The sequence below is a fragment of the Algibacter ulvanivorans genome (assembly GCF_048381495.1).
GTDB lineage: Bacteria > Bacteroidota > Bacteroidia > Flavobacteriales > Flavobacteriaceae > Algibacter_B > Algibacter_B ulvanivorans.
Genome location: NZ_JBLWGD010000003.1, coordinates 126,458 through 146,749, shown reverse-complemented (window position 1 = coordinate 146,749; position 20,292 = coordinate 126,458). Strand labels below are relative to the sequence as shown.

The following is a 20,292-nucleotide window of genomic DNA, read 5'->3' as shown; positions in this document are numbered from 1 at the left end:
TAATAAATTTAAATTTTAAAAGTTACAATTTTTATGTGGTCTTCCCATAAAACATTTGTATTTTTGACTTTAGATTTTTTTTAAATACTAAATTCAAAATTATTATATGAATTCTTACGATGTAGCCGTTATTGGTTCTGGTCCAGGAGGATATGTTGCAGCTATTCGTTGCGCACAATTAGGCATGAAAACTGCCATTATAGAAAAATATTCAACACTTGGTGGTACATGCTTAAATGTAGGCTGTATTCCTAGTAAAGCACTTTTAGATTCTTCTCACCATTATGAAGATGCTGTAAAACATTTTGAAGCGCATGGAATTGAAATTCCTGGTGAAATTAAAGTGAATTTAGAAAAAATGATAGCACGTAAACAAGCCGTTGTAGACCAAACTACTGGTGGTATTGATTACTTAATGAAGAAGAATGAAATTGACGTATATCAAGGTTTAGGGAGCTTTAAAGATGCAACACATATTACCATTTCTGGAGAAGAAACTACAGAAATAGAAGCAAAAAATACTATTATAGCTACAGGTAGTAAGCCATCAAGCTTACCGTTTATTAATATTGATAAAGAGCGTATTATAACGTCTACCGAAGCTTTAAAACTTAAAGAAATTCCAAAGCACTTAATAGTTATAGGTGGTGGTGTTATTGGCTTAGAGTTAGGACAAGTTTACCGCCGTTTAGGAGCCGAAGTAACGGTTGTTGAATATATGGATAGAATTATTCCAACCATGGATGCAGGGTTATCTAAAGAATTAAACAAAGTCTTAAAAAAGGCAAAGTTTAAAATGCAAGTTTCTCACAAAGTAAAATCTGTAGAGCGTGTAGGCGATGAAGTTATTGTTAAAGCAGATAATAAAAAAGGAGAAGAAGTAGAGTTTAAGGGTGATTATTGTTTAGTATCTGTAGGAAGAAAACCGTATACAGATGGTTTAAATACCGAAGCTGCAGGTGTAAAACTTGATGAAAGAGGTAGAGTTGAAGTTAATGAGCATTTACAAACATCGGCATCAAATATTTATGCTATTGGCGATGTTGTTAAAGGCGCCATGTTAGCTCATAAAGCAGAAGAAGAAGGTGTGTTTGTTGCTGAAACTCTTGCAGGGCAAAAACCACATATTGATTATAACTTAATTCCTGGTGTAGTTTATACATGGCCAGAGGTTGCTGCCGTTGGTAAATCTGAGGAGCAGCTAAAAGAAGCTGGTATAGATTATAAAGTAGGATCTTTCCCTATGCGTGCCCTAGGAAGAAGTAGAGCAAGTATGGATTTAGATGGTTTTGTGAAAATTCTTGCCGATAAAACTACCGACGAAATTTTAGGTGTACACATGATTGGTGCTCGTGCTGCCGATATGATTGCAGAAGCTGTTGTTGCTATGGAGTATCGTGCATCTGCAGAAGATATTTCTAGAATGTCTCATGCACATCCTACATTTACCGAAGCCATTAAAGAAGCTGCTTTAGCGGCTACCGAAGATAGAGCTTTGCATATTTAATTATGTATTAAAAAAATACGTTTACAAAAAAAGGCTGTCTTGAAGTTTAAGACAGCCTTTTTTAATTTTTTTATTTAAGCCCTTTTATTATTAAAATAAATCATTTAAAACTTTAGCTAACCTAACACCAGCAATTTGTAATTGACTTCTAACCGTTTTAAAGTTATTATAAGAATAACGATATCTTAAATTATCGTTTGGTTTTGCCGATGCATAAATCTTTTTTGTTAGTTGGTGTGTTTCATTAACCCAATCTATAATACTACCTTTTTGCATAGCTTTTACTTGTTTTTTAGAAAGCACATCGGCATTTTCAGCCAGCTCAGTATAAGTCATGTCGTATTTTTCAATCATTTCGCTATCCCAAACTCTATGTAGGTTAGAATCTTCATAATGCCATTTTACTTTAAAATCGTTTCCGCCTTTATCCTCACGTAAACCAATGTGCATGGGTTGGTGTAAATCTCCAACTAAATGAATTAAAAGTTTAAGGTAAAAGGCTTTATCTTCGTCAGTAGCATTGTCATCAGATATTATTTTTTTACAATAATCAATTCCTGTAACTAAATCGCCTTTAGGGTTTATTTTAGCATCTCCGTAGTTTTCATCAAGCGACATATTAATGTAATGCCAAGTATAAAACTCATTATAACGCTTATCAGATTTAATTTCATCGGCAAAAGTAGAAACAAAAGCAAGCGATTTTCTTTTTAATAAACGTTTAACTTCTCGTTTAGCTTTACCTTTTAAATAACCATCTGCTATTTTACCAACCACACGGTGCCCTGTAGCACCCCAAAAGTCATCTGTAGCATGGCTATTTAATGGCAAAATAAAAAAAGCAGTAATAATTAATATGTAAAATAATTTCATGAGTTTGTTTTATGGTTTTAAAGCAGTTATTAATCTTAATTTTTTACAAATTTATGAATATGAAATAGAAGTATCTTATTAAAAATTACCTTAACATAAGTTTAATAATTTTCCATACCTTGGTTAAAATACTTTTGCGCCAATTTGTTTTTTGTAGTTATAGGGTAATCTATTACATCATAACCTTCTAAAAGTGGAGCTATATTATCTTCTTTATACCATTGTAAGTCTGTAACTGGTGGTACGCATGTGTATTTAGAAATTACTTTTTTTAAACGATCCCTTTTTTTAGAATGTTCATTGTTTTTTTTACATGAAAAGAATATGGAAATTAATAATAGTATTATTACAGGCCTCATGTTGCTAAAAGTTTTAATAAAAAATGATGTTGTGTTTGTAAAGTTACTGATTTTTAGTGTTTTAAAATTGTTTCGTTTAGGTGTTATTTTTAATATGTGTAATAAATGCGTAGATGAAAAAGGAAGTATTGATACCCAAATTCATTATATTTTTATTTTTTTTATAAATAATTGTGACTCATCAAAAAATAGTGTGTCTTAAACATTAATAACAACTAAATAGCGAAAGCTAAAATTTGGAAACCCTCAACAACATTAATAATCTATCTGACGAAGATCTGGTAGAAGCAATTGTAAAAACAAACAATACATTGCTTTTCGAGAAACTGTATGATAAATATGCAGGGTTAGTTTATAATAAATGTTTTGGTTTTGCAAAAGATGGTGATGAAGCTAAAGATTTAACACAAGATGTATTTTTAAAACTCTTTGTTAAATTAGCTAGCTTTAAAGGAAAATCAAAATTTTCAACATGGTTATATGCATTTACATATAATCATTGTGTAAATTATGTAACAAGAAATACAGCAAAGAAATTTGAAAAGCAATCTGTAGATTATAAAGATATAGAAAACCTGTCTGAGGAAGAAGACGATAATAGTTTCCTTAGTATGCAGGTAGATAAATTAAAAATAGCATTAGAACTAATTTCTCCAGAAGAGAAAATGATTTTATTACTAAAGTACCAAGATAACCTTTCTATAAAAGAAATTGCAAGTGCTTTAAGTATTGGAGAGAGCGCTGTTAAAATGAGAATAAAACGCGCAAAGGATAAATTAGTAACCGTGTATAATGAGCATGTTAAGTAATGGATAACCCGTTTAAACATATAAACCAACCGCTTAGAGAAGTTCCAGAAGAACTTAAATCTAAAGTGATGAGCGATATAGCTATGGCTAAGCTTATTATGGAGTTGGCTGCTTTGTTCTCATATAATATTGGAGATGTTATTGAAACCGTTATTAGTAGCCGAAAAACAAAAAAATAGAAATTTTAACCAAACATACCCTAACAAAATAATATTACAATGGAAAAAGCAACACAATGGAAAGATATGGCAATGGAGTCTTTAACAACTATGTGGTTAGAAATTTCAAAAATATTTCCAAATATTATAGGCACCATTATAGTATTACTTTTTGGTTGGCTAATAACAAAACTTTTAGTTAAGCTTATTAAGAAAGCTTTAAAATTGGCAAAAGCAAATAAGCTTGACGATGCTATAAATGAAATAGAAATAGTTGAAGGTAAAAAGTTAAATTTTGATACCGTTAAAGTGGTATCAAACTTTGTAAAATGGGTAATGTATATTATGCTATTAATAATGGCTTCAGATATTATGAATTTAACCATGATTTCTGAACAAATAAGCAATTTATTAGCCTATTTACCACAATTATTTGCAGCATTAGTCATATTTACAGTAGGGTTAATTTTAGCCAATTTAATAAAAAAAGGTTTAAAATCTTTTTTCGAATCGATGGATTTGTCTGGAGCTAAAATAATTAGTCAGGTAGTATTCTTTATAATTTTAATTTTTGTATCCATTACAGCTTTAAACCAAGCAGGAATAGATACAGAAATTATTACTAGTAATTTAACCATGATTTTGGCTGCATTTTTATTGGCCTTTGCATTAGCTTTAGGCTTTGGAGCACAAAAAGTTGTGGGAGATTTATTAAGAACATTTTATACAAGAAAAACATACGAAATAGGACAAAAAATTGAATTTAATAATATTAAAGGAACAGTAGAGTCTATTGATGGTATAACTGTAACTATTAAAACAAAAGAAGGTAAGTTAATAGTACCAATTAAAGATATTGTAGAGAGTCAAGTAAGTATACAGGATTAACTTTAAGTTAGGGTTAAAATTTGGTTGGTTACTTTTCTGTAAACCGAAAAACTCTCTACATGTTATAGATCCCTTTTCATTTTTTTTGAAAAGGGATTTTTTTAGCTTCATATTTTAACACTACAATGGGTTTGTTGTGTTTGATATTGTAATAAGGAATTTTTCCTACTTAAAAAATTGCTTTTAATCTTGTTTATTTGCTTTTTGTCTGGTTTTGTGTTTTTGTTTTATATAAAAGTTAAAGCTGTATTTGAATCTATAATATTGGAGTAAGTAGTAACCTTAAACCATTTAGCTTTGACAAACGAAGAATTAATATTTAAAATAGTAAACAATAAAGAAACGCATTTATTTGAAGTTTTATACGACAGGTTTTCATTTCAAGTATACAATAAATGTTTTTCTTTTGTTAATAATGAAGAGGAAGCAAAAGATTTAGCTCAAGATATTTTTTTAAAACTATATATTAAATTATTTAGTTTTAAAGGGAAGTCTAAATTTTCTACATGGTTGTATTCTATCACATATAATCATTGTGTAAATTATATTAATAGAAATAATAAAAGAAAATACGAAAAGCGTATGCCAGAAACTTTTAGTTTAGATAATATACCTCAGGATATAGAAGTTAAAGATCAAGTTTTAGAAAACAAATTAACAGTAGCTTTAGATAGAATTCCAGCTGCAGACAGGTCTATTTTAGCTTTAAAATATCAAGATAATTTAAGTAATAAATCTATAGAAAGAGTATTAGGAATAGGCGAGAGTGCAGTTAAAATGAGGATTAAAAGAGCTAAAGAGCGTTTGGTATCGCAATACGCTGTTGCAGTTTAATTTTTACGTATAAATAATTTATTGCAAACATTTTTTAATACTATCTAGAAGCGTTTCTTTATCAAAAGGTTTAACTAGAACATTATTTATTTTATTTTTTTTAAATCGTTTTATATCCTCTTTATAAGCTTGAGTTGATAATACTATAATAGGTGTTTTTTTGTAAGCTTTAGGTAAATTTCTAACAGAACTAGCCAAATCTATTGCAGAATACCCCAAAATTGTATTTGTTAATAGTATAATATCTACATTGTTATTTATAATATTGGGAATTAACTCTTCTCCTTTTGAAATAATATTAATGTAAAAAAGCCCAGTAGAGGCTAGCATTTTTAAAATTGATAGCTGTATTAATTCTGAATCTTCAAGTAATAAAATATGGTATTTTTTATCTGAGTTTAGTAGTTGCTTACTTAATAGTTCTTCCTTTTTGTTTTGGTTGTAATTAGAAGTATTAAAGCTTAAATTAAATATAAAATTAGAGCCTTTATTAATTTTACTCTCAACTTTTATGTTACCATTCATTTCAGAAATAAGGTATTTTACAATAGCTAAACCTAAACCAACACCGTTGTTTATTTCGTTTTCAGATTCAATTTTAGTAAACCTATTAAAAATGGTTTCTAAGTTTTCTTTGTCTATACCTTTTCCTGTGTCTTTAATTTCAAAATGGAGGTTAGCTTTTTTTGCTCTTATATAGTTAAGCGATATTGTTAAATTAATACGACCTCTAGAGGTGTTACTAATGGCGTTATTTATAAGATTACCTATAATTTGCTTTAATCTGTATTGGTCGCCAATAATAAATTTAGGTATTTTTTCGTCTATCGTAAAATTAAACTTAAGGCCTTTTTTATGGCATAAATAGGTATATATTACAGTTAAGTTATTTAAAAGCTCTGTTAAATTAAAAACTTTGTTTATTAAGGTTAATTTACCCGCTTCTATTTTAGATATATCTAAAATATCTTCAATTCTATTTTTTAAATCTTTATTTGCTGCTTGAATTATGTTTAAATAATTTTTTTGCTCGGCATTTAAATTACTATTTATTAATAAATCGCTAAATATTGTAGATGCAGTAATAGGATTTCTTAATTGGTGGCTAAAATTGGCTATAAAATTATTTTTAAATGTTTGTTTTTCTAGTAAGTATTCGTTTTTAAGTTCAAGAATTTGAGAATTTATTATCGATTCGTTTCTTGTTTGGGCAGTTAGTTGATAGTTGTTATAGTGTTTTGTTAGGTTTTCAATAATGATAAGGTTTTCATTATTGTTGTGAGTATGAATAGTAATATCTACAACTAGTTTATTGTTTTGTACTTCTATATTAACACAAGAAAACTCAAAGGTTTCATTTTTTACAGGTAATAAGTTAATTAAAACGTCAAAAAAAGGGTGAATGTTTTCAATTTTATCGTTTTTTTTAATAGGCAAAATGGGGTTGTTAACATCTATAACACAGCCAAAATTATCTATTAAAATGTATTGTAAATTATTTTTATGATATTTTTCTATGTAAGTTTTTAGCATATAATTTATATTAAATCTGTTGCTAATTTTAAAAATAATTTTTCAACTCTACTTCCGGTTTTAGCACTTACATAAAAATCTACATAAGGCTCGAAAACCGTACTATTTTCTTTTAGGAATTCTTTATTAACTAAGTCTACTTTGTTTCCTACTATTTTTATTGGTGTTGTAGAGAAGTTTTCTTTTAAAAACTGTATTTCGGCACTTAGGTTTTTAAATGTTACGGGTCTAGATAAATCAAAAACATATATAAACCCATTTGTTCCAAGTAGATATGATGGTCTTGTTTTTTTTATGTCGTCTTGGCCTTCTAAATCCCAAATAATAAGTGAAACTTGCTCGTTATCTGGAATAGTAATTGTTTTTTTTGAAATATGAACACCAATGGTAACTTTATAATCTTCTGTAAATGTATTTTCAACAAAGCGTCTAATTAATGAAGTTTTTCCAACTCCAAAATGACCTATAAGTACAATTTTTTTAGATATTGCCATTTGTAATGAAACCTTCTAGTTTTTTTGATAATAAACTTTTATTGTTTAAAGATTTTATAATGTTTTCGGTATTTACAAAATCAAAAATTTTGTCTTCTAATTTATCTTTAAAAATAATATTATACGCACCAGATATAACAACGGCTATATAAAAGGACGAAAAATTTTGAAGATGTATATGGTAGTGGTCGTATTCTATATAATGTAGTGTTTGGTTTTCTTTTTTAAAGGCATCTTCAACAAAGCTTTTAATAGCAGTTAACATTCCTGCTACCATATCTTCGTCTGCCATTTTTGTTTTTGAAAACTCGGCTAGGAGTAACCCAGAACCTTTTTCTATAATAATAACTTGTTCTATTTTAGCATTGGTTTGTTCGTGTAATATTAAGTCTGACTCATTAATACCCGATGCTTTAGATTTTGCTTTTTGGAAAAATCTTTTAAAAGAGAATGTTTTGTGTACTTGGCTATTTATTTTTTCTGATAGCAGTTTCATTTCATGCTGTACATAGCGTTTTATCATTTTTCCCATTATAGGAAAAAGCGCTTCTACTACCGCATCTTGCGAATTTTTAATTTCTACTTTTAGAGTTTCTGTTATTATTGGCCCTAAGTTTTTAGGAATTTCTTTTATAAACGTGTTTAGTTTTTTATCAATTATTGGATCTACTTTTTTAGATAGTTTTTCCTTTTTATTGACTGTGTTTTCTAGAAGCGTAATTTTTTTTTCGATGGATGAAACAAACTCCCGCTCATCAGTAAGCAGAATATCTTTAATAATATTTAGTTTTTCATCTTGATTCATCAATGAAAATAAATTTATTCGCTTATTTTTTCGCCTAGCTTTATAAAAAGTTCGCTTAATAATTTACGGTCGGCTTTTTTGTTTTCTAAACCTTCAAGTTTATCGTTTATAGAGTCTTCAAGAGTGGTTAATCTAATATTTATATCGGTACTTAGTGTGTCAATATTTTGTAATAATTCCGACTCAACAGTACTTATTAAATCTTGTAATTCTTCTTTTTTTCTTAAAATATCTGCTTTAAGCGCTTCAAACTCTTGATTGTATTCTTGGATGTTTTCTCCAAAAATAAGCTCTTTAATAGCATCAATTTTCGAACTATTGCTTTGGGGATTATTATTTAAGTTTTCGGTAACCTCTACGTTTAATTGTTTTTTCATTTTAAGAATTTTTGCAGTAAGCTTAACAAATGTATATTAAAATAAGAAAATAGAGTCTTATTTTTTAACATTTTAATGTAATTAATTTAATACGATTAAGTTTTTTGTTTAAATATTTTAAAACTTTTCTAGTACTTGTAATACATCTTTTTTATAGCTTCGGCTAATAGTTAGTGCGGTGTTGCTTATAATAATTTCTTCGTTTGTAAATGATGAAATGTGTTTTAAAGCTATAATGTAAGAGCGATGAATTCTTAAAAATTTATTAATTGGTAGTTTTGCTTCAATAGCACTAATGGTTTCTCTGGTTACAATGGTTTGGTTAGCCTGATGTATTTTAATATAATCGCTGTAACTTTCTATGTATATAATAGATTCAAAATCTATTTTAATCATGCGCCTGTCTGCTCTTACAAACATAAAATCGTTATTTACCGTATTTTTAAGGTCTTCTTTGTTTGTGTTGGTATAAATATCAAAATAGCTGTTAATGGCTTTTAGTAACCTATCAAACGAAATGGGTTTAAGTAAATAATCTACAGCTTGAAGCTCGAACCCTTCTACAGCAAAATCGCGATAAGCTGTTGTAAAAATTATTTTTGCATGTTTATTTATAGACTTTGCAAACGAAATTCCAGATATTTCGGGCATATTTATATCAAGAAAAATTAAATCTATATCGTGTACTCTAAGTATGTTAAAGGCCTCAATAGCATTGCTACAACTGGCTATAATTTTAATGTTTGGTATTTTTAAAAGGTGTGTTGTTATAACTTCTCTAGCTATAGTCTCATCATCAACAATAATGCATGATATGTGCTTGTTTTTTTTCATTGCTTAAACCGTATCGAGTTTTAAATTTACTTTAAATATTTCGTTTTGGTTGTTAATTTCTAGCGTGTATTGGTTATTGTATAGTAAATTTAATCGCTTTTTTATGTTTTCTAAGCCTATGCCGTTTTCTAATGTGGTTGTGTTGTTACTTGTGTTTTCAATTTCAAAATAAATACTTTTGTTAACATAATGTAGTGTAATGCTAATTTTAAGCATCTTATTTTTTAAGCTACCGTGTTTAAAACTGTTTTCTATAAAAGGAAGCAGTAACATAGGGGCTATTTTAATATTATCTGGTATGTTTTTGGTTTTAAAACTAATAAGTAGTGTATTGTTAAAACGCATTTTTTCTAGCTCTATATAATCGTTAATATGATTAATCTCATCGTTAAGAGCAACAAAAGGTTTATCTACTTGATATAGTAAATAATCTAATAAATTAGAGAGTTTTAAAATCATTTCTGGAGTTTCATCTGCTTTTCTTAACGCAAAACCGTACATGGTGTTTAGTGTGTTAAATAAAAAATGCGGATGAATTTGCATTTTCAAGTAATTTAGTTCTTGTTCTTTTAGTTTTAATTGTGTTTCTAAAATTTTAGTTTCTAATTTCTTGGTTGCTTCGGCATGTTTTAAGTTTAATTTTAATAGTTTAAAAGCACTTACAATAATAACCACCAAATATACACCAACAGCAACAAAAAGTAAACTTTTGCTTATTGGTGCCATGTTAGAATGCTTAAAATTAGAAAGGTAAACTAAGCCATAAAATACAGAAATAACAATAAGGTAGGTGGATATTATACAAGTATATAAACTGTATATACCAAATAATAAGTATTTTTTTGTTATAAGATATTCGGGAATTAATTTATATATAAAAACATAAGTAGTGGCAATGGTTATAGGCATTAAAAATAACGAAAACGATAATACATAATTAAAATCGTTAGTATTTACACCAAAAAAATTAGTGTAAAAAAGTAAGACACCACACCAAAATATAAGGTGAAGTAAAATTTGCCCCAATTTTTTTAAAATAAATTGTTTTTTTAGCATTACTGTAATATTAATTACAATAATACTATAATTTTAAAGCTAATAAATATTTTGTAGACGAATAACAGGTTTAGTAACCGTTTTAACCAAATGTTGTTTTAATTGCTAAATTGGTTATCTGTCGCATTTTAATTTTTTTAATGTATTTAAGCTATAAGTTTGTGGCATGTTTAATTAAAACCATTAGTTATGTTTATGTTTTCAGTAATTAGTATGAATGTTTTTGTAGATCGCTTTATGGAAGGCGGCCCGTTATTTATGTCTTTAATTTTAATATGCCTTTTGTTAGCCTTATACTTTGTTTTTATGGGGTTTGTAAATATTAATAAAGATGTTGAAAAATCTAAAAAAATGATTGGTCTAGCATCCGATGTTAGTATTCTAGGTTTAGTATTTGGCTTTTTAGGTTCTATTATTGGTATGATAGGTGCTTTTGATGCTATTGAATCTATTAGCGATGTTAGCGCAGGTGTTATGGCTGGCGGACTTAAAGTATCGTTTTTAACTACCGTTTTTGGGGCTGTTACTTTTATTTTACCAAGAATAGGAATAATAATATTGAAAACTTTATATAAAGGTTAATATTAGTTAACGGTTCTTCATCAATCAAAAAAACCTTTTCTGGAAAGAAAAGGTTTTTTTGATTATTTAATGCCGTAAGATTATTTTTTCTTATTTCGTCTATTATAATTTTTATCGCCACGTGTTTTAGGCTTTTTGTATTTAGCAGCTATTTTAAATTTATACGAACCGCCTAAATTCTCTTTTTGGTTTTTTGCAGATTTTTCATGAAATGCAGGCCCTGGAGCATCTTCATCTTTTCGTTTTGTAGGATTGTTACGTTCTTTAATTTGTGGGCGCTCTTCTTCAATAAGCTCTGTAGAGATGGCTACATTATCAGGAATTTCTAATAAAGGAATTTCCATTTTCATTAAGGCCTCAATATTTTTAACAGCTTCTTGTTCTTTTTCGGTTGAAAAAACAAGAGCCTCGCCTTCGCGTTCTGCACGACCAGTTCTACCAATTCGGTGCATATAGTTTTCAGGAAAATCTGGAGTATCAAAGTTTATAACATGCGTTACATTATCAATGTCTAGACCTCTAGCCATTACATCTGTAGCAATTAAAATTCGGTTTTCGCCTGTTCTAAATTGCTCGATACTTCGTAGCCTGTAATTTTGTGTTTTGTTAGAGTGTATTACACAAAGCTCTTCTTTAAAAAAGGCGTCTAGCTTATCAAATAGTCTGTCTGCCATACGTTTAAAGGCCACAAAAATGATAACTTTATTGTAGTGCTCGGCATCGTTTAAAAAATGCTCTAAGAGGTTTACTTTGGTGTAAAAATTAGGGACATTGTATCGTTTTTGCGAGATATTTTCTAGTGGTGTTCCAGAAACGGCTATAGAAACGCGTTCTGGGGTTTTAAAAAAATCGTTAATTAGTAAATCGACATCTTGGGTCATGGTAGCCGAAAACATGATGTTTTGACGACGTTGCGGAAGAATATCGAAAATATTAATTAATTGATGTCTAAACCCTAAATCTAGCATGACGTCAACTTCGTCAATTACTAATTTTTGAATAGATTTTAGTTGCAAAACCCGTGTTAATGCTAAATCGTATAAACGCCCAGGTGTAGCAACTAAAATATCTGTACCTTGAGCAATGGCTTGTTTTTGCGTATTAATATTTGTGCCGCCATAAACGCCTAGCACCCGATTGTTAATGTATTTTGATAGTTTTTCAATTTCATCAACCACTTGTACAACCAATTCTCGAGTAGGAACTAAAACTAAAACTCGAGGGTTGACTTGTTTAGAAAATTTTAAGTTTTTAAGTATTGGCAGCATATAGGCATAGGTTTTTCCTGTGCCGGTTTGTGCTATACCAACAACATCTTTACCAGAGGCAACAATATTAAAAGCTTGCTCTTGTATAGGTGTTGGAGTTGTAAAACCTAAATCGTCTAAAGCATTATAAAGCGGTGTGTTTAAATTTAAATCTTTAAATATCAAAATACTACTATTTAGCTGGCAAAGTTAAGCTTATTATTCTGTTTACACTAAGTGGTTGTTATCTATTTCTATATGGTAAGTGGCTTCAAAGTTTTTATTTGCACTTAAATTTATTATAGCTTCTTTTTCTATTAAATTTTGGTTGGTGTTTTCATGGTCGGCAATGCCTAACCACGGCTCTATACAAACATAATTGCCATTTGGTTTTGCCCAAATGCCTAAATATTTAAAATCTGGATACTTTAGTGTTAATATATTGCCAGATTTTACACTTTTTAAAGTTACTTTTCTCGATTTTAAAGTTTTAAAAACAAGGGCGTCTTTATTAAATAAATTATGAGTTAGTGCTAAGGTATTTGTATTGTTAAAAACGGTTTCGGTTTTAGAAGAAATAAGTCCGTTTTCCATATTTATTAAGTGTTTATCTGCTTTTTCGTTATGTTCAAATTCTAAAATATAATCTTCATAATCTTCATTTTCAAAAACGGGACATTTAAAAGCAGGATGTCCACCAACCGAAAAATACATGGTTTTAGTGTCTGCATTTTTAATTGTGTGTTTAACTTCTAAGCAGTTTTCTGTTAAAGTGTAAGTAATAAAAAATTCAAACTTAAAAGGGTAATTTTTTAAAGAATTTTTGTTAGCTACTAACTTAAAAGTTAAACTGTTTTCGGTTTGTTTATCTAATTGTATGTCTTTATTATGTCTAACTATACCGTGTTTTGGAAGTTGGTGTTTTTTGTCGTTATAAATAAAAGTATTGTCTTTTAAAGCACCCACAATAGGAAACAAATTAGGGGCGTAACTTCCCCAAATATCTGGGTTGGCATCCCACATAAATTCGGTGTTGTTTTTTACAGAGGTAATTCCGCACAATTCTGCACCTATTTTTTTTACCTTTATTTTTAATTTGTTGTTTTGTAATAAATACATTGTAATTATTTTATAAGTATGTGCAAAATACTTAAACTTTTAAGTATTCTAAGTAACTTTGCATTATAATATTTTTAATTGAGAACAAAACACATTTATACTTTCGATGATATCGAAAATTTTAAAACCCAACTGCTAAATTGGGCGCAACAGTTTAATGATGTTGTTTGGCTAGACTCTAACCCTAGTAGTAATAAAACTGCACAAAAGTATTATCGTTATGATGCTATTTTAGCCGTTGATGCTTTTACAAGTATTAAAACAGATTACCATAAAGGCTTCGATAAACTTAAAGAATACCAAAATCTTGTTAACGATTGGGTTTTTGGTTATTTAACCTACGATTTAAAAAATGATATAGAAACTTTAACATCTAAGAATCATGATGGTTTGGAGTTTTCAGATTTATGTTTCTTTCAGCCTAAAAAAGTATTTTTAATTAATGATAATAAAGTTGAAATACAATACTTAAAGTTTGTTGATGATGAGATTGATGACGATTTATTTAATATAAAGCGTAATACTCCTGTTGCCAAAGGGCATGTGTATTCAGATATAAAAATTAAGCTTCGTATACATAAAGATGAGTATTTTGATAGGGTTAATGCCATGCTAGAGCATATACATAGAGGCGATATTTATGAAGCAAACTTTTGTCAAGAGTTTTATGCCGAAAACACACAAATAAATGCTTTAGAAACCTATAAAAAGCTTAACAGGATATCTAAGCCTCCATTTGCATCTTTTGTAAAGTTTGAGGATAAGTTTGTGCTTAGCGCATCGCCAGAACGTTATATAAAAAAGAAAAATAATACTATAATTTCTCAACCTATAAAAGGAACCGCTAAACGCTCAGATAATTTAATAGAAGACAATCAACTAAAAGCAGATTTGCTAAACGACCAAAAAGAACGTAGCGAAAATATAATGATTGTAGATTTGGTACGTAACGATTTGTCTAAAACCGCAATAAAAGGAAGTGTGCAGGTAGAAGAGCTGTGTAAAGTTTATACCTTTAATCAAGTGCATCAAATGATTTCTACAGTATCATCAAAAGTAAATAAAAGTACACATCCTGTAGATATTTTAAAAAGTACTTTTCCAATGGGAAGTATGACAGGGGCTCCTAAAATTTCGGCCATGCAAATTATTGAACATTTAGAAGCTACAAAACGCGGTATTTATTCTGGTGCAATAGGGTATTTTGCTCCAAATGACGATTTTGATTTTAATGTTGTAATAAGAAGTATTTTGTATAACGAAACCAACAAATACGTATCGTACTCTGTTGGTGGCGCGATTACTGCTAAAAGCGATCCTTTAAAGGAATATGAAGAATGTTTGGTAAAGGCAAAAGCCATGCGAACCGTATTAGAAAGCTAAAACCATAACAAAATACACTAAGGTATTCTTTAAAAAAATAAAATAAACCTAACTTTGAGCGTGCTACAACATTTTAAAAATCATATTACCCAAAATTTAGTATTCTTAAAAGAAAACAAAATACTTATTGCTATTTCTGGCGGAATTGATAGCGTTGTTTTAACACATTTATGCCATAAATTAAAGTTCAATATTTTTCTTGCTCATTGTAATTTTAATTTAAGAGGCGCAGAAAGTAATGCCGATGAAGATTTTGTAGTTCAATTTGCAGAAAGCTTAGGTTTAGAAGTTTTTATTCAAAATTTCGATACAACTACTTATGCTAAAGAAAATAAACTTTCTATACAAGTAGCAGCAAGAGAATTGCGTTATAATTGGTTTAACGATTTAGCTAAGCAATTGCAATTCAATTATATTTTAACAGCACATCATGCCGATGATAATATTGAAACATTTTTAATAAACTTTACTCGAGGAACTGGATTAGAAGGTTTAACAGGAATTCCAGAAATAAATGGAAAGTTTGTACGTCCATTATTGCCCTTTTCAAGTAGCAATATAGAAACATATGCAAAAGAAAATGCTATAAAATGGCGAGACGATAGTAGTAATAAATCTGTAAAATATTTAAGAAATAAATTGCGCCATGAAGTTATTCCTATTTTAAAAAGTATTAACCCAAGTTTGTTACAAAGCTTTAATACAACTATAAATAACTTAAAGGATGCGTCTTATGTTATTGAAGAGCATACAAATACAATTTTGAAAAAAGCAAGCAAAATTAATGACGATAAAACGATAGCATTTAAAACTTCAGAATTTAAAAAATTAAGACATCCAAAAGCCTATCTATTTCAAGTTTTTAAGCCGTATGGTTTTACAGAATGGAACGATGTTGTTAATTTATTAGAGGCAGAAACAGGAAAGCAAGTATTTTCTAAAACCCATCGTTTAATAAAAAATAGAGACCATTTAATTTTAGCCGAAATTAATTTTGACACCAATAAAACTGTAAATGTTTTAGAATTTAAAAATGAAGTTAAAACCCCTTTCGGAACTTTATTTTTAAACCATGTTAATACAGTAGTTGCAGGACAGAATAATACGATTTTTGTAGATAAAGCAAAACTTAAATATCCTTTAACTATTAGAAAATATAAAACGGCCGATGTGTTTTATCCACTAGGTATGCAAGGCAAAAAGAAAATTAGTAAATACTTTAAAGACGAAAAATTATCATTAATAGATAAAGAAAACACTTGGTTGTTATGCTCAGAAAATAAAATAGTTTGGGTAATTAACAAAAGAGCAGATAGTCGTTTTAAAGTCACTAAAAACACAACAGAAATAATAAAAATAGAATTAAAATAATTTGAAACTACAAGGGCAAATAGTAGATATAGAAAATAACCGAATTTACAAAGGCGAAATTTATATAGAGCAAGGTAAAATTAAAGCCATTAAAGAAAAAGACCACCAAGTAAATCAATATATACTTCCGGGGTTTATTGATGCACATATACATATTGAAAGTTCTATGTTAGTACCATCAGAATTTGCAAGATTGGCTGTAAAGCATGGTACAGTTGCTACAGTTTCAGACCCACACGAAATAGCTAATGTTTTAGGTGTTAAAGGGGTGGAGTTTATGATTAATAATGGAAAACAAACGCCTTTTAAATTTAATTTTGGAGCGCCATCATGTGTCCCAGCAACACACTTTGAAACAGCTGGAGCTATTATAGATTCTGATGCTATAAAACAACTTTTAGAAAATCCAGATATAAAGTATTTAGCAGAAATGATGAATTATCCAGGCGTACTTTTTAATGATGATGAAGTCATGAAAAAAATAGCTTGGGCAAAACATTTTAATAAACCTATTGATGGTCATGCACCAGGATTAAAAGGCCATGATATAACTAAATATATTAGCGCGGGTATTACAACCGATCATGAGTGTTTTACTTATGAAGAAGCCTTAGAAAAGCTTCAAAAAAACATGAAAATTTTAATACGCGAAGGTAGTGCAGCCAAAAATTTTGAAGCTCTAATAAATTTATTGCCAGAACATTTTGAAAATATAATGTTTTGTAGCGACGATAAACACCCAGACGATTTAATGGTTGGGCATATAAACCAGTTATGCGAAAGAGCCATACAAAAAGGAATTAATGTGTTTAAGGTGCTGCAAGCAGCGTGTGTAAACCCAGTAAAGCATTATAATTTAGACGTTGGCTTGTTAAAAGAAGGCGATGCAGCAGATTTTATTGTAGTTGAAGATTTAAAAACGTTTAAAACACAACAAACATATATTAATGGCGTATTAGTTTTTAATAATGGCGAGTCTTTAATTACACAAGTGCCTTTTAAAAATTTAAATAATTTCAACTGTAATTTAAAAGAAATTTCAGATTTCAAAGTAACATCTTCAGCACAAAAAATAAGGGTGATTGAAGCGTTAGAAGGGCAATTAGTTACCAATGCATTAATAGAAAAAACAGTAATAAAAAACGAAAATTTAGTTTCTAATACACAATCAGATGTACTAAAAATAGCAGTTGTAAATCGCTACAATAATAAAAAACCAGCTATAGCTTTTATTAAAAATTTTGGTTTAAAAGAAGGCGCAATAGCATCATCTGTCGCACACGATTCGCATAATATTATTGTAGTAGGAGTTTCAGATCAAGACATCTGTAAAGCCGTTAACCTTATTATTAAAAACAAAGGAGGTATTTGTGCTGTTTCTAATACTGAAGAAAACATAGTATCTCTTCCTGTAGCAGGAATAATGAGCGATAAAGATGGAGAAACCATAGGCAAACAATATGCACAGCTAGATAAAATGGCAAAACAAATGGGTAGCACACTATATGCGCCTTATATGACATTGTCGTTTATGGCTTTATTGGTTATACCTAAGTTAAAATTAAGCGATAAGGGGTTATTTAATGGCAAAGATTTTAAATTTGAAGCTTTAGAAGTTAATTAATATATGCCAGTAATAGAATCTACTTACAAGCCATCAATATTCTTTAAAAAGGGATTTATATCAACAGTTTACTCAGGTTTAATTAGGCGAGTACCATTAAAGCAAGAGCGAGAGCGTATTACATTAAAGGATAATGATTTTTTAGATTTAGATTGGAGTTTTTCTAAAGAAAAAACAAAAAAATTGGTTATTCTTTTACATGGTTTAGAAGGTAACGGCCAACGCCCATACATGACAGGCGCAGCAAAATTATTTAACCAAAATAATATAGATGCCGTTAGTGTTAATTTTAGAGGCTGTAGTGGCGATGATAATTTATATTATTATAGCTATCACTCTGGTGCTACAAACGATTTGGATGCCGTAATTAAGCATGCTATTTTTAATAAAAAATACACAGATATTTATTTAAAGGGTATTAGTTTAGGCGCCAATATTATATTAAAATATTTAGGAGAAAGGCATATAATACATAACCAAGTAAAAGCAGCAATAGCAGTATCTGTACCTTGTTATTTAGCAGGAGCAGCCAAAGCTTTACATAATTATAAAAACAGGTTGTATCATGATAGGTTTTTAAAGCATTTACTAAAAAAGCTTAAAATAAAGCAAAGGCAATTTCCAACAAAGTTAAGTGTAGATGAGTTTAAATCAATAAAAACATTAATGGATTTCGATAATGTATACACCTCGAAAGCCCATGGTTTTGAAGATGCCTTAGATTATTATATTAAGAGTAGTAGCTTAAAATTTCTTCCAAAAATAAAAACACCAACTTTAATTATTAATGCTTTAAACGATTCTTTTTTATCGCCAGAATGCTATCCTGTAAAAGAAGCCAAAAACAATCCTAATTTGTATTTAGAGATGCCAAACTACGGTGGTCATGTTGGGTTTGTTGATAAAAAAAATGTGTATTACAACGAAAAACGAGCTTTAGAGTTTGTAAAGGACAAAGCTTAATTTTTAAGTGTATCAGGAAACGATTTAACTACAATACCCCAAAACTCGGGTAGTACAAAGTATACAAATAAGGTTATAATTATAATAGAAATTATATTCATAATAAATCCTTTACTAATCATATCTGGTATTCTTAAGTAGCCCGAACCAAACACCACAGCATTTGGAGGTGTAGCTACAGGTAGCATAAAAGCACAAGAAGCGGCAACTGCAGCAGCAACCATTAATATAAAAGGGTGTATGTTTACGGTAATTGCCATAGGTGCAAGAACAGGTAAAAGCATGGCCGTTGTTGCAAGGTTGGATGTAATTTCGGTTAAAAAATTAACAGCGGCAATTAATAAAAAAATTAATAGTAAAGTACTAATTCCTACTAATGTTGTCATTTGGTTTCCTAGCCATAAGGCAAGACCACTAGTTTCAAAACCTTTGGCTAAAGCCATACCACCGCCAAATAATATAATAATACCCCAAGGTAAATTTTTGGTGTCTTTCCAAGAAATAAGTGTTTTGTTTTTTGTTTTTGAAGGTATAATAAATAACATTAAAGCAAACAAAATAGCTATTATTGTATCGTCAATTTGAGGTAGTAATCTTTTTAAAAAGAAAGCACGTGTTATCCAACAAAAAGCAGTAGAGGCAAAAATAATAGCAATTAATTTCTCTTCGTAACTTATTTTCCCTAAAGATTTTAAGAGTTGGTTTATTTCTTCTTTTCCTCCAGGGATTTCTTTTTGTTTAAAAGAAAAAGCAATTGTTGTTAAATATTTCCAGCAAATAAATAATAAGAGTATAGAAATAGGAAAACCAAAAATAAACCATTGTAAAAATGTTATTTCATAGCCATAAGTTTCTAAAATTATGCCTGCTAAAACTAAGTTAGGAGGCGTGCCAATTAAAGTTGAAATTCCACCAATAGAAGCGCTATAAGCTATAGCAAGCATTAAAGCTTTTCCGAAAATTAAATTTTCATTTTTGTTGGTTTTTGGGTTGTCTTTAAACTGTTTTATAATAGCTATACCAATGGGAAGCATCATTACAGAAGTGGCAGTATTAGAAATCCACATAGAGAGGAAAGCAGTAGCTAGCATAAAACCTAAAATAATTTTATTAACGTTTGCCCCAATAATGTTTATAATGTTAAGTGCAATTCGTTTGTGTAAATTCCATTTTTCAATAGCTATAGCAATAATAAACCCGCCTAAGTAAAGAAACACAAATTTATGCCCAAACGAAGCTGTGGTAGAGCCAATATCTAAACTGTCAGTAAGCGGAAATAAAACTATAGGTAATAATGCTGTTGCAGCAATAGGAATGGCTTCTGTAATCCACCAAAAGGCTATCCAAACTGTTGACGCTAAAACGCCATTGGCTTGGTCTGTTAAACCTTCAGGGTTAAAAAAAATACGAATTAAAATAAATGCTAGAGGGCCTAAAATTAAATTAATATGCCTTTTATATTTCATTATAAGTTCT

At 29.3% G+C, this 20,292-nt stretch carries 21 protein-coding genes; 10 read left to right on the top strand and 11 right to left on the bottom strand.

The window, feature by feature from the left end:
- Positions 1-106: 106 nt before the first annotated feature.
- The gene (gene lpdA / locus ACNG5D_RS09050; protein ID WP_418183192.1) at positions 107-1,507 is read left to right on the top strand and encodes a dihydrolipoyl dehydrogenase; all 1,401 of its coding nucleotides are present in this window, start codon (positions 107-109) and stop codon (positions 1,505-1,507) included.
- Positions 1,508-1,597: 90 nt separating this feature from the next.
- Here the strand turns inward: lpdA and ACNG5D_RS09045 are convergent, their stop codons facing one another.
- A complete protein-coding gene (locus tag ACNG5D_RS09045) occupies positions 1,598-2,380 on the bottom strand; it encodes a S1/P1 nuclease (RefSeq protein ID WP_418183191.1) in 783 nt (260 codons plus the stop codon).
- Between the two features lie 101 nt (positions 2,381-2,481).
- Positions 2,482-2,739 carry a hypothetical protein gene (locus tag ACNG5D_RS09040; protein ID WP_418183190.1) on the bottom strand — a complete coding sequence of 86 codons (258 nt, stop codon included), beginning with the start codon at positions 2,737-2,739 and terminating at the stop codon, positions 2,482-2,484.
- Between the two features lie 236 nt (positions 2,740-2,975).
- On the opposite strand from ACNG5D_RS09040, the gene ACNG5D_RS09035 reads away from it, so the two are divergent.
- The 4 genes from ACNG5D_RS09035 (at position 2,976) to ACNG5D_RS09020 (ending at position 5,428) form a co-directional block, all read left to right on the top strand.
- Positions 2,976-3,548, top strand: coding sequence for an RNA polymerase sigma factor (locus ACNG5D_RS09035; RefSeq protein WP_418183189.1), 573 nt, complete (start codon positions 2,976-2,978; stop codon positions 3,546-3,548).
- A complete protein-coding gene (locus tag ACNG5D_RS09030; protein ID WP_418183188.1) occupies positions 3,548-3,727 on the top strand; it encodes a hypothetical protein in 180 nt (59 codons plus the stop codon). Before ACNG5D_RS09035 ends, ACNG5D_RS09030 begins: the two co-directional genes overlap by 1 nt.
- Positions 3,728-3,766: 39 nt before the next feature.
- The gene (locus tag ACNG5D_RS09025) at positions 3,767-4,594 is read left to right on the top strand and encodes a mechanosensitive ion channel family protein (protein WP_418183187.1); all 828 of its coding nucleotides are present in this window, start codon (positions 3,767-3,769) and stop codon (positions 4,592-4,594) included.
- 297 nt (positions 4,595-4,891) lie between these two features.
- The gene (locus ACNG5D_RS09020; RefSeq protein WP_418183186.1) at positions 4,892-5,428 is read left to right on the top strand and encodes an RNA polymerase sigma factor; all 537 of its coding nucleotides are present in this window, start codon (positions 4,892-4,894) and stop codon (positions 5,426-5,428) included.
- A gap of 18 nt (positions 5,429-5,446) precedes the next feature.
- Here ACNG5D_RS09020 and ACNG5D_RS09015 read toward each other — a convergent pair whose 3' ends face one another.
- The 6 genes from ACNG5D_RS09015 to ACNG5D_RS08990 form a co-directional block, all read right to left on the bottom strand.
- Positions 5,447-6,961 carry an ATP-binding response regulator gene (locus ACNG5D_RS09015; RefSeq protein ID WP_418183185.1) on the bottom strand — a complete coding sequence of 505 codons (1,515 nt, stop codon included), beginning with the start codon at positions 6,959-6,961 and terminating at the stop codon, positions 5,447-5,449.
- A 5-nt stretch (positions 6,962-6,966) separates the two neighbouring features.
- Positions 6,967-7,455, bottom strand: a complete 489-nt coding sequence (locus ACNG5D_RS09010) for a Rab family GTPase (RefSeq protein WP_418183184.1) — start codon at positions 7,453-7,455, stop codon at positions 6,967-6,969.
- Positions 7,442-8,260, bottom strand: coding sequence for a cell envelope biogenesis protein OmpA (locus ACNG5D_RS09005; protein ID WP_418183472.1), 819 nt, complete (start codon positions 8,258-8,260; stop codon positions 7,442-7,444). The genes ACNG5D_RS09010 and ACNG5D_RS09005 overlap by 14 nt, the downstream gene beginning before the upstream one ends.
- A gap of 14 nt (positions 8,261-8,274) precedes the next feature.
- A complete protein-coding gene (locus ACNG5D_RS09000; RefSeq protein WP_418183183.1) occupies positions 8,275-8,637 on the bottom strand; it encodes a fructose 1,6-bisphosphatase in 363 nt (120 codons plus the stop codon).
- 117 nt (positions 8,638-8,754) lie between these two features.
- Positions 8,755-9,471 carry a LytR/AlgR family response regulator transcription factor gene (locus ACNG5D_RS08995; RefSeq protein WP_418183182.1) on the bottom strand — a complete coding sequence of 239 codons (717 nt, stop codon included), beginning with the start codon at positions 9,469-9,471 and terminating at the stop codon, positions 8,755-8,757.
- Positions 9,472-9,474: 3 nt separating this feature from the next.
- Positions 9,475-10,197, bottom strand: a complete 723-nt coding sequence (locus ACNG5D_RS08990) for a sensor histidine kinase (protein ID WP_418183181.1) — start codon at positions 10,195-10,197, stop codon at positions 9,475-9,477.
- 525 nt (positions 10,198-10,722) lie between these two features.
- Between ACNG5D_RS08990 and ACNG5D_RS08985 the strand changes: the two genes are divergently transcribed.
- Positions 10,723-11,109, top strand: a complete 387-nt coding sequence (locus ACNG5D_RS08985) for a MotA/TolQ/ExbB proton channel family protein (protein WP_418183180.1) — start codon at positions 10,723-10,725, stop codon at positions 11,107-11,109.
- A gap of 80 nt (positions 11,110-11,189) precedes the next feature.
- On the opposite strand, the gene ACNG5D_RS08980 is transcribed toward ACNG5D_RS08985, so the two are convergent.
- Together ACNG5D_RS08980 and ACNG5D_RS08975 are read right to left on the bottom strand one after the other, a co-directional pair.
- Positions 11,190-12,542, bottom strand: coding sequence for a DEAD/DEAH box helicase (locus ACNG5D_RS08980; RefSeq protein WP_418183179.1), 1,353 nt, complete (start codon positions 12,540-12,542; stop codon positions 11,190-11,192).
- A 42-nt stretch (positions 12,543-12,584) separates the two neighbouring features.
- On the bottom strand, positions 12,585-13,475 hold the full coding sequence (locus tag ACNG5D_RS08975; RefSeq protein ID WP_418183178.1) for an aldose 1-epimerase family protein: 891 nt from the start codon (positions 13,473-13,475) through the stop codon (positions 12,585-12,587).
- Between the two features lie 78 nt (positions 13,476-13,553).
- On the opposite strand from ACNG5D_RS08975, the gene pabB reads away from it, so the two are divergent.
- Genes pabB through ACNG5D_RS08955 form a run of 4 tightly spaced genes read left to right on the top strand, consistent with a single transcriptional unit; the run spans position 13,554 to position 18,816 of the window.
- Complete coding sequence (pabB, locus tag ACNG5D_RS08970) at positions 13,554-14,858, top strand: aminodeoxychorismate synthase component I (RefSeq protein ID WP_418183177.1); 1,305 nt, start codon at positions 13,554-13,556, stop codon at positions 14,856-14,858.
- Positions 14,859-14,918: 60 nt separating this feature from the next.
- Positions 14,919-16,229, top strand: coding sequence for a tRNA lysidine(34) synthetase TilS (gene tilS, locus ACNG5D_RS08965; RefSeq protein WP_418183471.1), 1,311 nt, complete (start codon positions 14,919-14,921; stop codon positions 16,227-16,229).
- 1 nt (position 16,230) lies between these two features.
- Entirely contained in the window at positions 16,231-17,853 is a 1,623-nt protein-coding gene (gene ade / locus ACNG5D_RS08960) for an adenine deaminase (protein ID WP_418183176.1), read from the top strand.
- A gap of 3 nt (positions 17,854-17,856) precedes the next feature.
- Positions 17,857-18,816, top strand: a complete 960-nt coding sequence (locus ACNG5D_RS08955; RefSeq protein WP_418183175.1) for a YheT family hydrolase — start codon at positions 17,857-17,859, stop codon at positions 18,814-18,816.
- Here ACNG5D_RS08955 and ACNG5D_RS08950 read toward each other — a convergent pair.
- A complete protein-coding gene (locus tag ACNG5D_RS08950) occupies positions 18,813-20,282 on the bottom strand; it encodes an SLC13 family permease (RefSeq protein ID WP_418183174.1) in 1,470 nt (489 codons plus the stop codon). The genes ACNG5D_RS08955 and ACNG5D_RS08950 overlap by 4 nt on opposite strands.
- Between the last annotated feature and the right edge of the window lie 10 nt (positions 20,283-20,292).

Coding starts and splice junctions, on each gene's coding strand:
- ACNG5D_RS08990 (WP_418183181.1), bottom strand. CDS start 10,197: ATGGCACCAATAAGCAAAAGTTTACTTTTTGTTGCTGTTGGTGTATAT.
- ACNG5D_RS08975 (WP_418183178.1), bottom strand. CDS start 13,475: ATGTATTTATTACAAAACAACAAATTAAAAATAAAGGTAAAAAAAATA.
- ACNG5D_RS08950 (WP_418183174.1), bottom strand. CDS start 20,282: ATGAAATATAAAAGGCATATTAATTTAATTTTAGGCCCTCTAGCATTT.
- ACNG5D_RS09015 (WP_418183185.1), bottom strand. CDS start 6,961: ATGCTAAAAACTTACATAGAAAAATATCATAAAAATAATTTACAATAC.
- ACNG5D_RS09045 (WP_418183191.1), bottom strand. CDS start 2,380: ATGAAATTATTTTACATATTAATTATTACTGCTTTTTTTATTTTGCCA.
- ACNG5D_RS09005 (WP_418183472.1), bottom strand. CDS start 8,260: ATGAATCAAGATGAAAAACTAAATATTATTAAAGATATTCTGCTTACT.
- ACNG5D_RS08995 (WP_418183182.1), bottom strand. CDS start 9,471: ATGAAAAAAAACAAGCACATATCATGCATTATTGTTGATGATGAGACT.
- ACNG5D_RS09025 (WP_418183187.1), top strand. CDS start 3,767: ATGGAAAAAGCAACACAATGGAAAGATATGGCAATGGAGTCTTTAACA.
- ACNG5D_RS09000 (WP_418183183.1), bottom strand. CDS start 8,637: ATGAAAAAACAATTAAACGTAGAGGTTACCGAAAACTTAAATAATAAT.
- ACNG5D_RS08955 (WP_418183175.1), top strand. CDS start 17,857: ATGCCAGTAATAGAATCTACTTACAAGCCATCAATATTCTTTAAAAAG.
- ACNG5D_RS09010 (WP_418183184.1), bottom strand. CDS start 7,455: ATGGCAATATCTAAAAAAATTGTACTTATAGGTCATTTTGGAGTTGGA.
- ACNG5D_RS09040 (WP_418183190.1), bottom strand. CDS start 2,739: ATGAGGCCTGTAATAATACTATTATTAATTTCCATATTCTTTTCATGT.
- ACNG5D_RS09030 (WP_418183188.1), top strand. CDS start 3,548: ATGGATAACCCGTTTAAACATATAAACCAACCGCTTAGAGAAGTTCCA.
- lpdA (WP_418183192.1), top strand. CDS start 107: ATGAATTCTTACGATGTAGCCGTTATTGGTTCTGGTCCAGGAGGATAT.
- ACNG5D_RS08985 (WP_418183180.1), top strand. CDS start 10,723: ATGTTTTCAGTAATTAGTATGAATGTTTTTGTAGATCGCTTTATGGAA.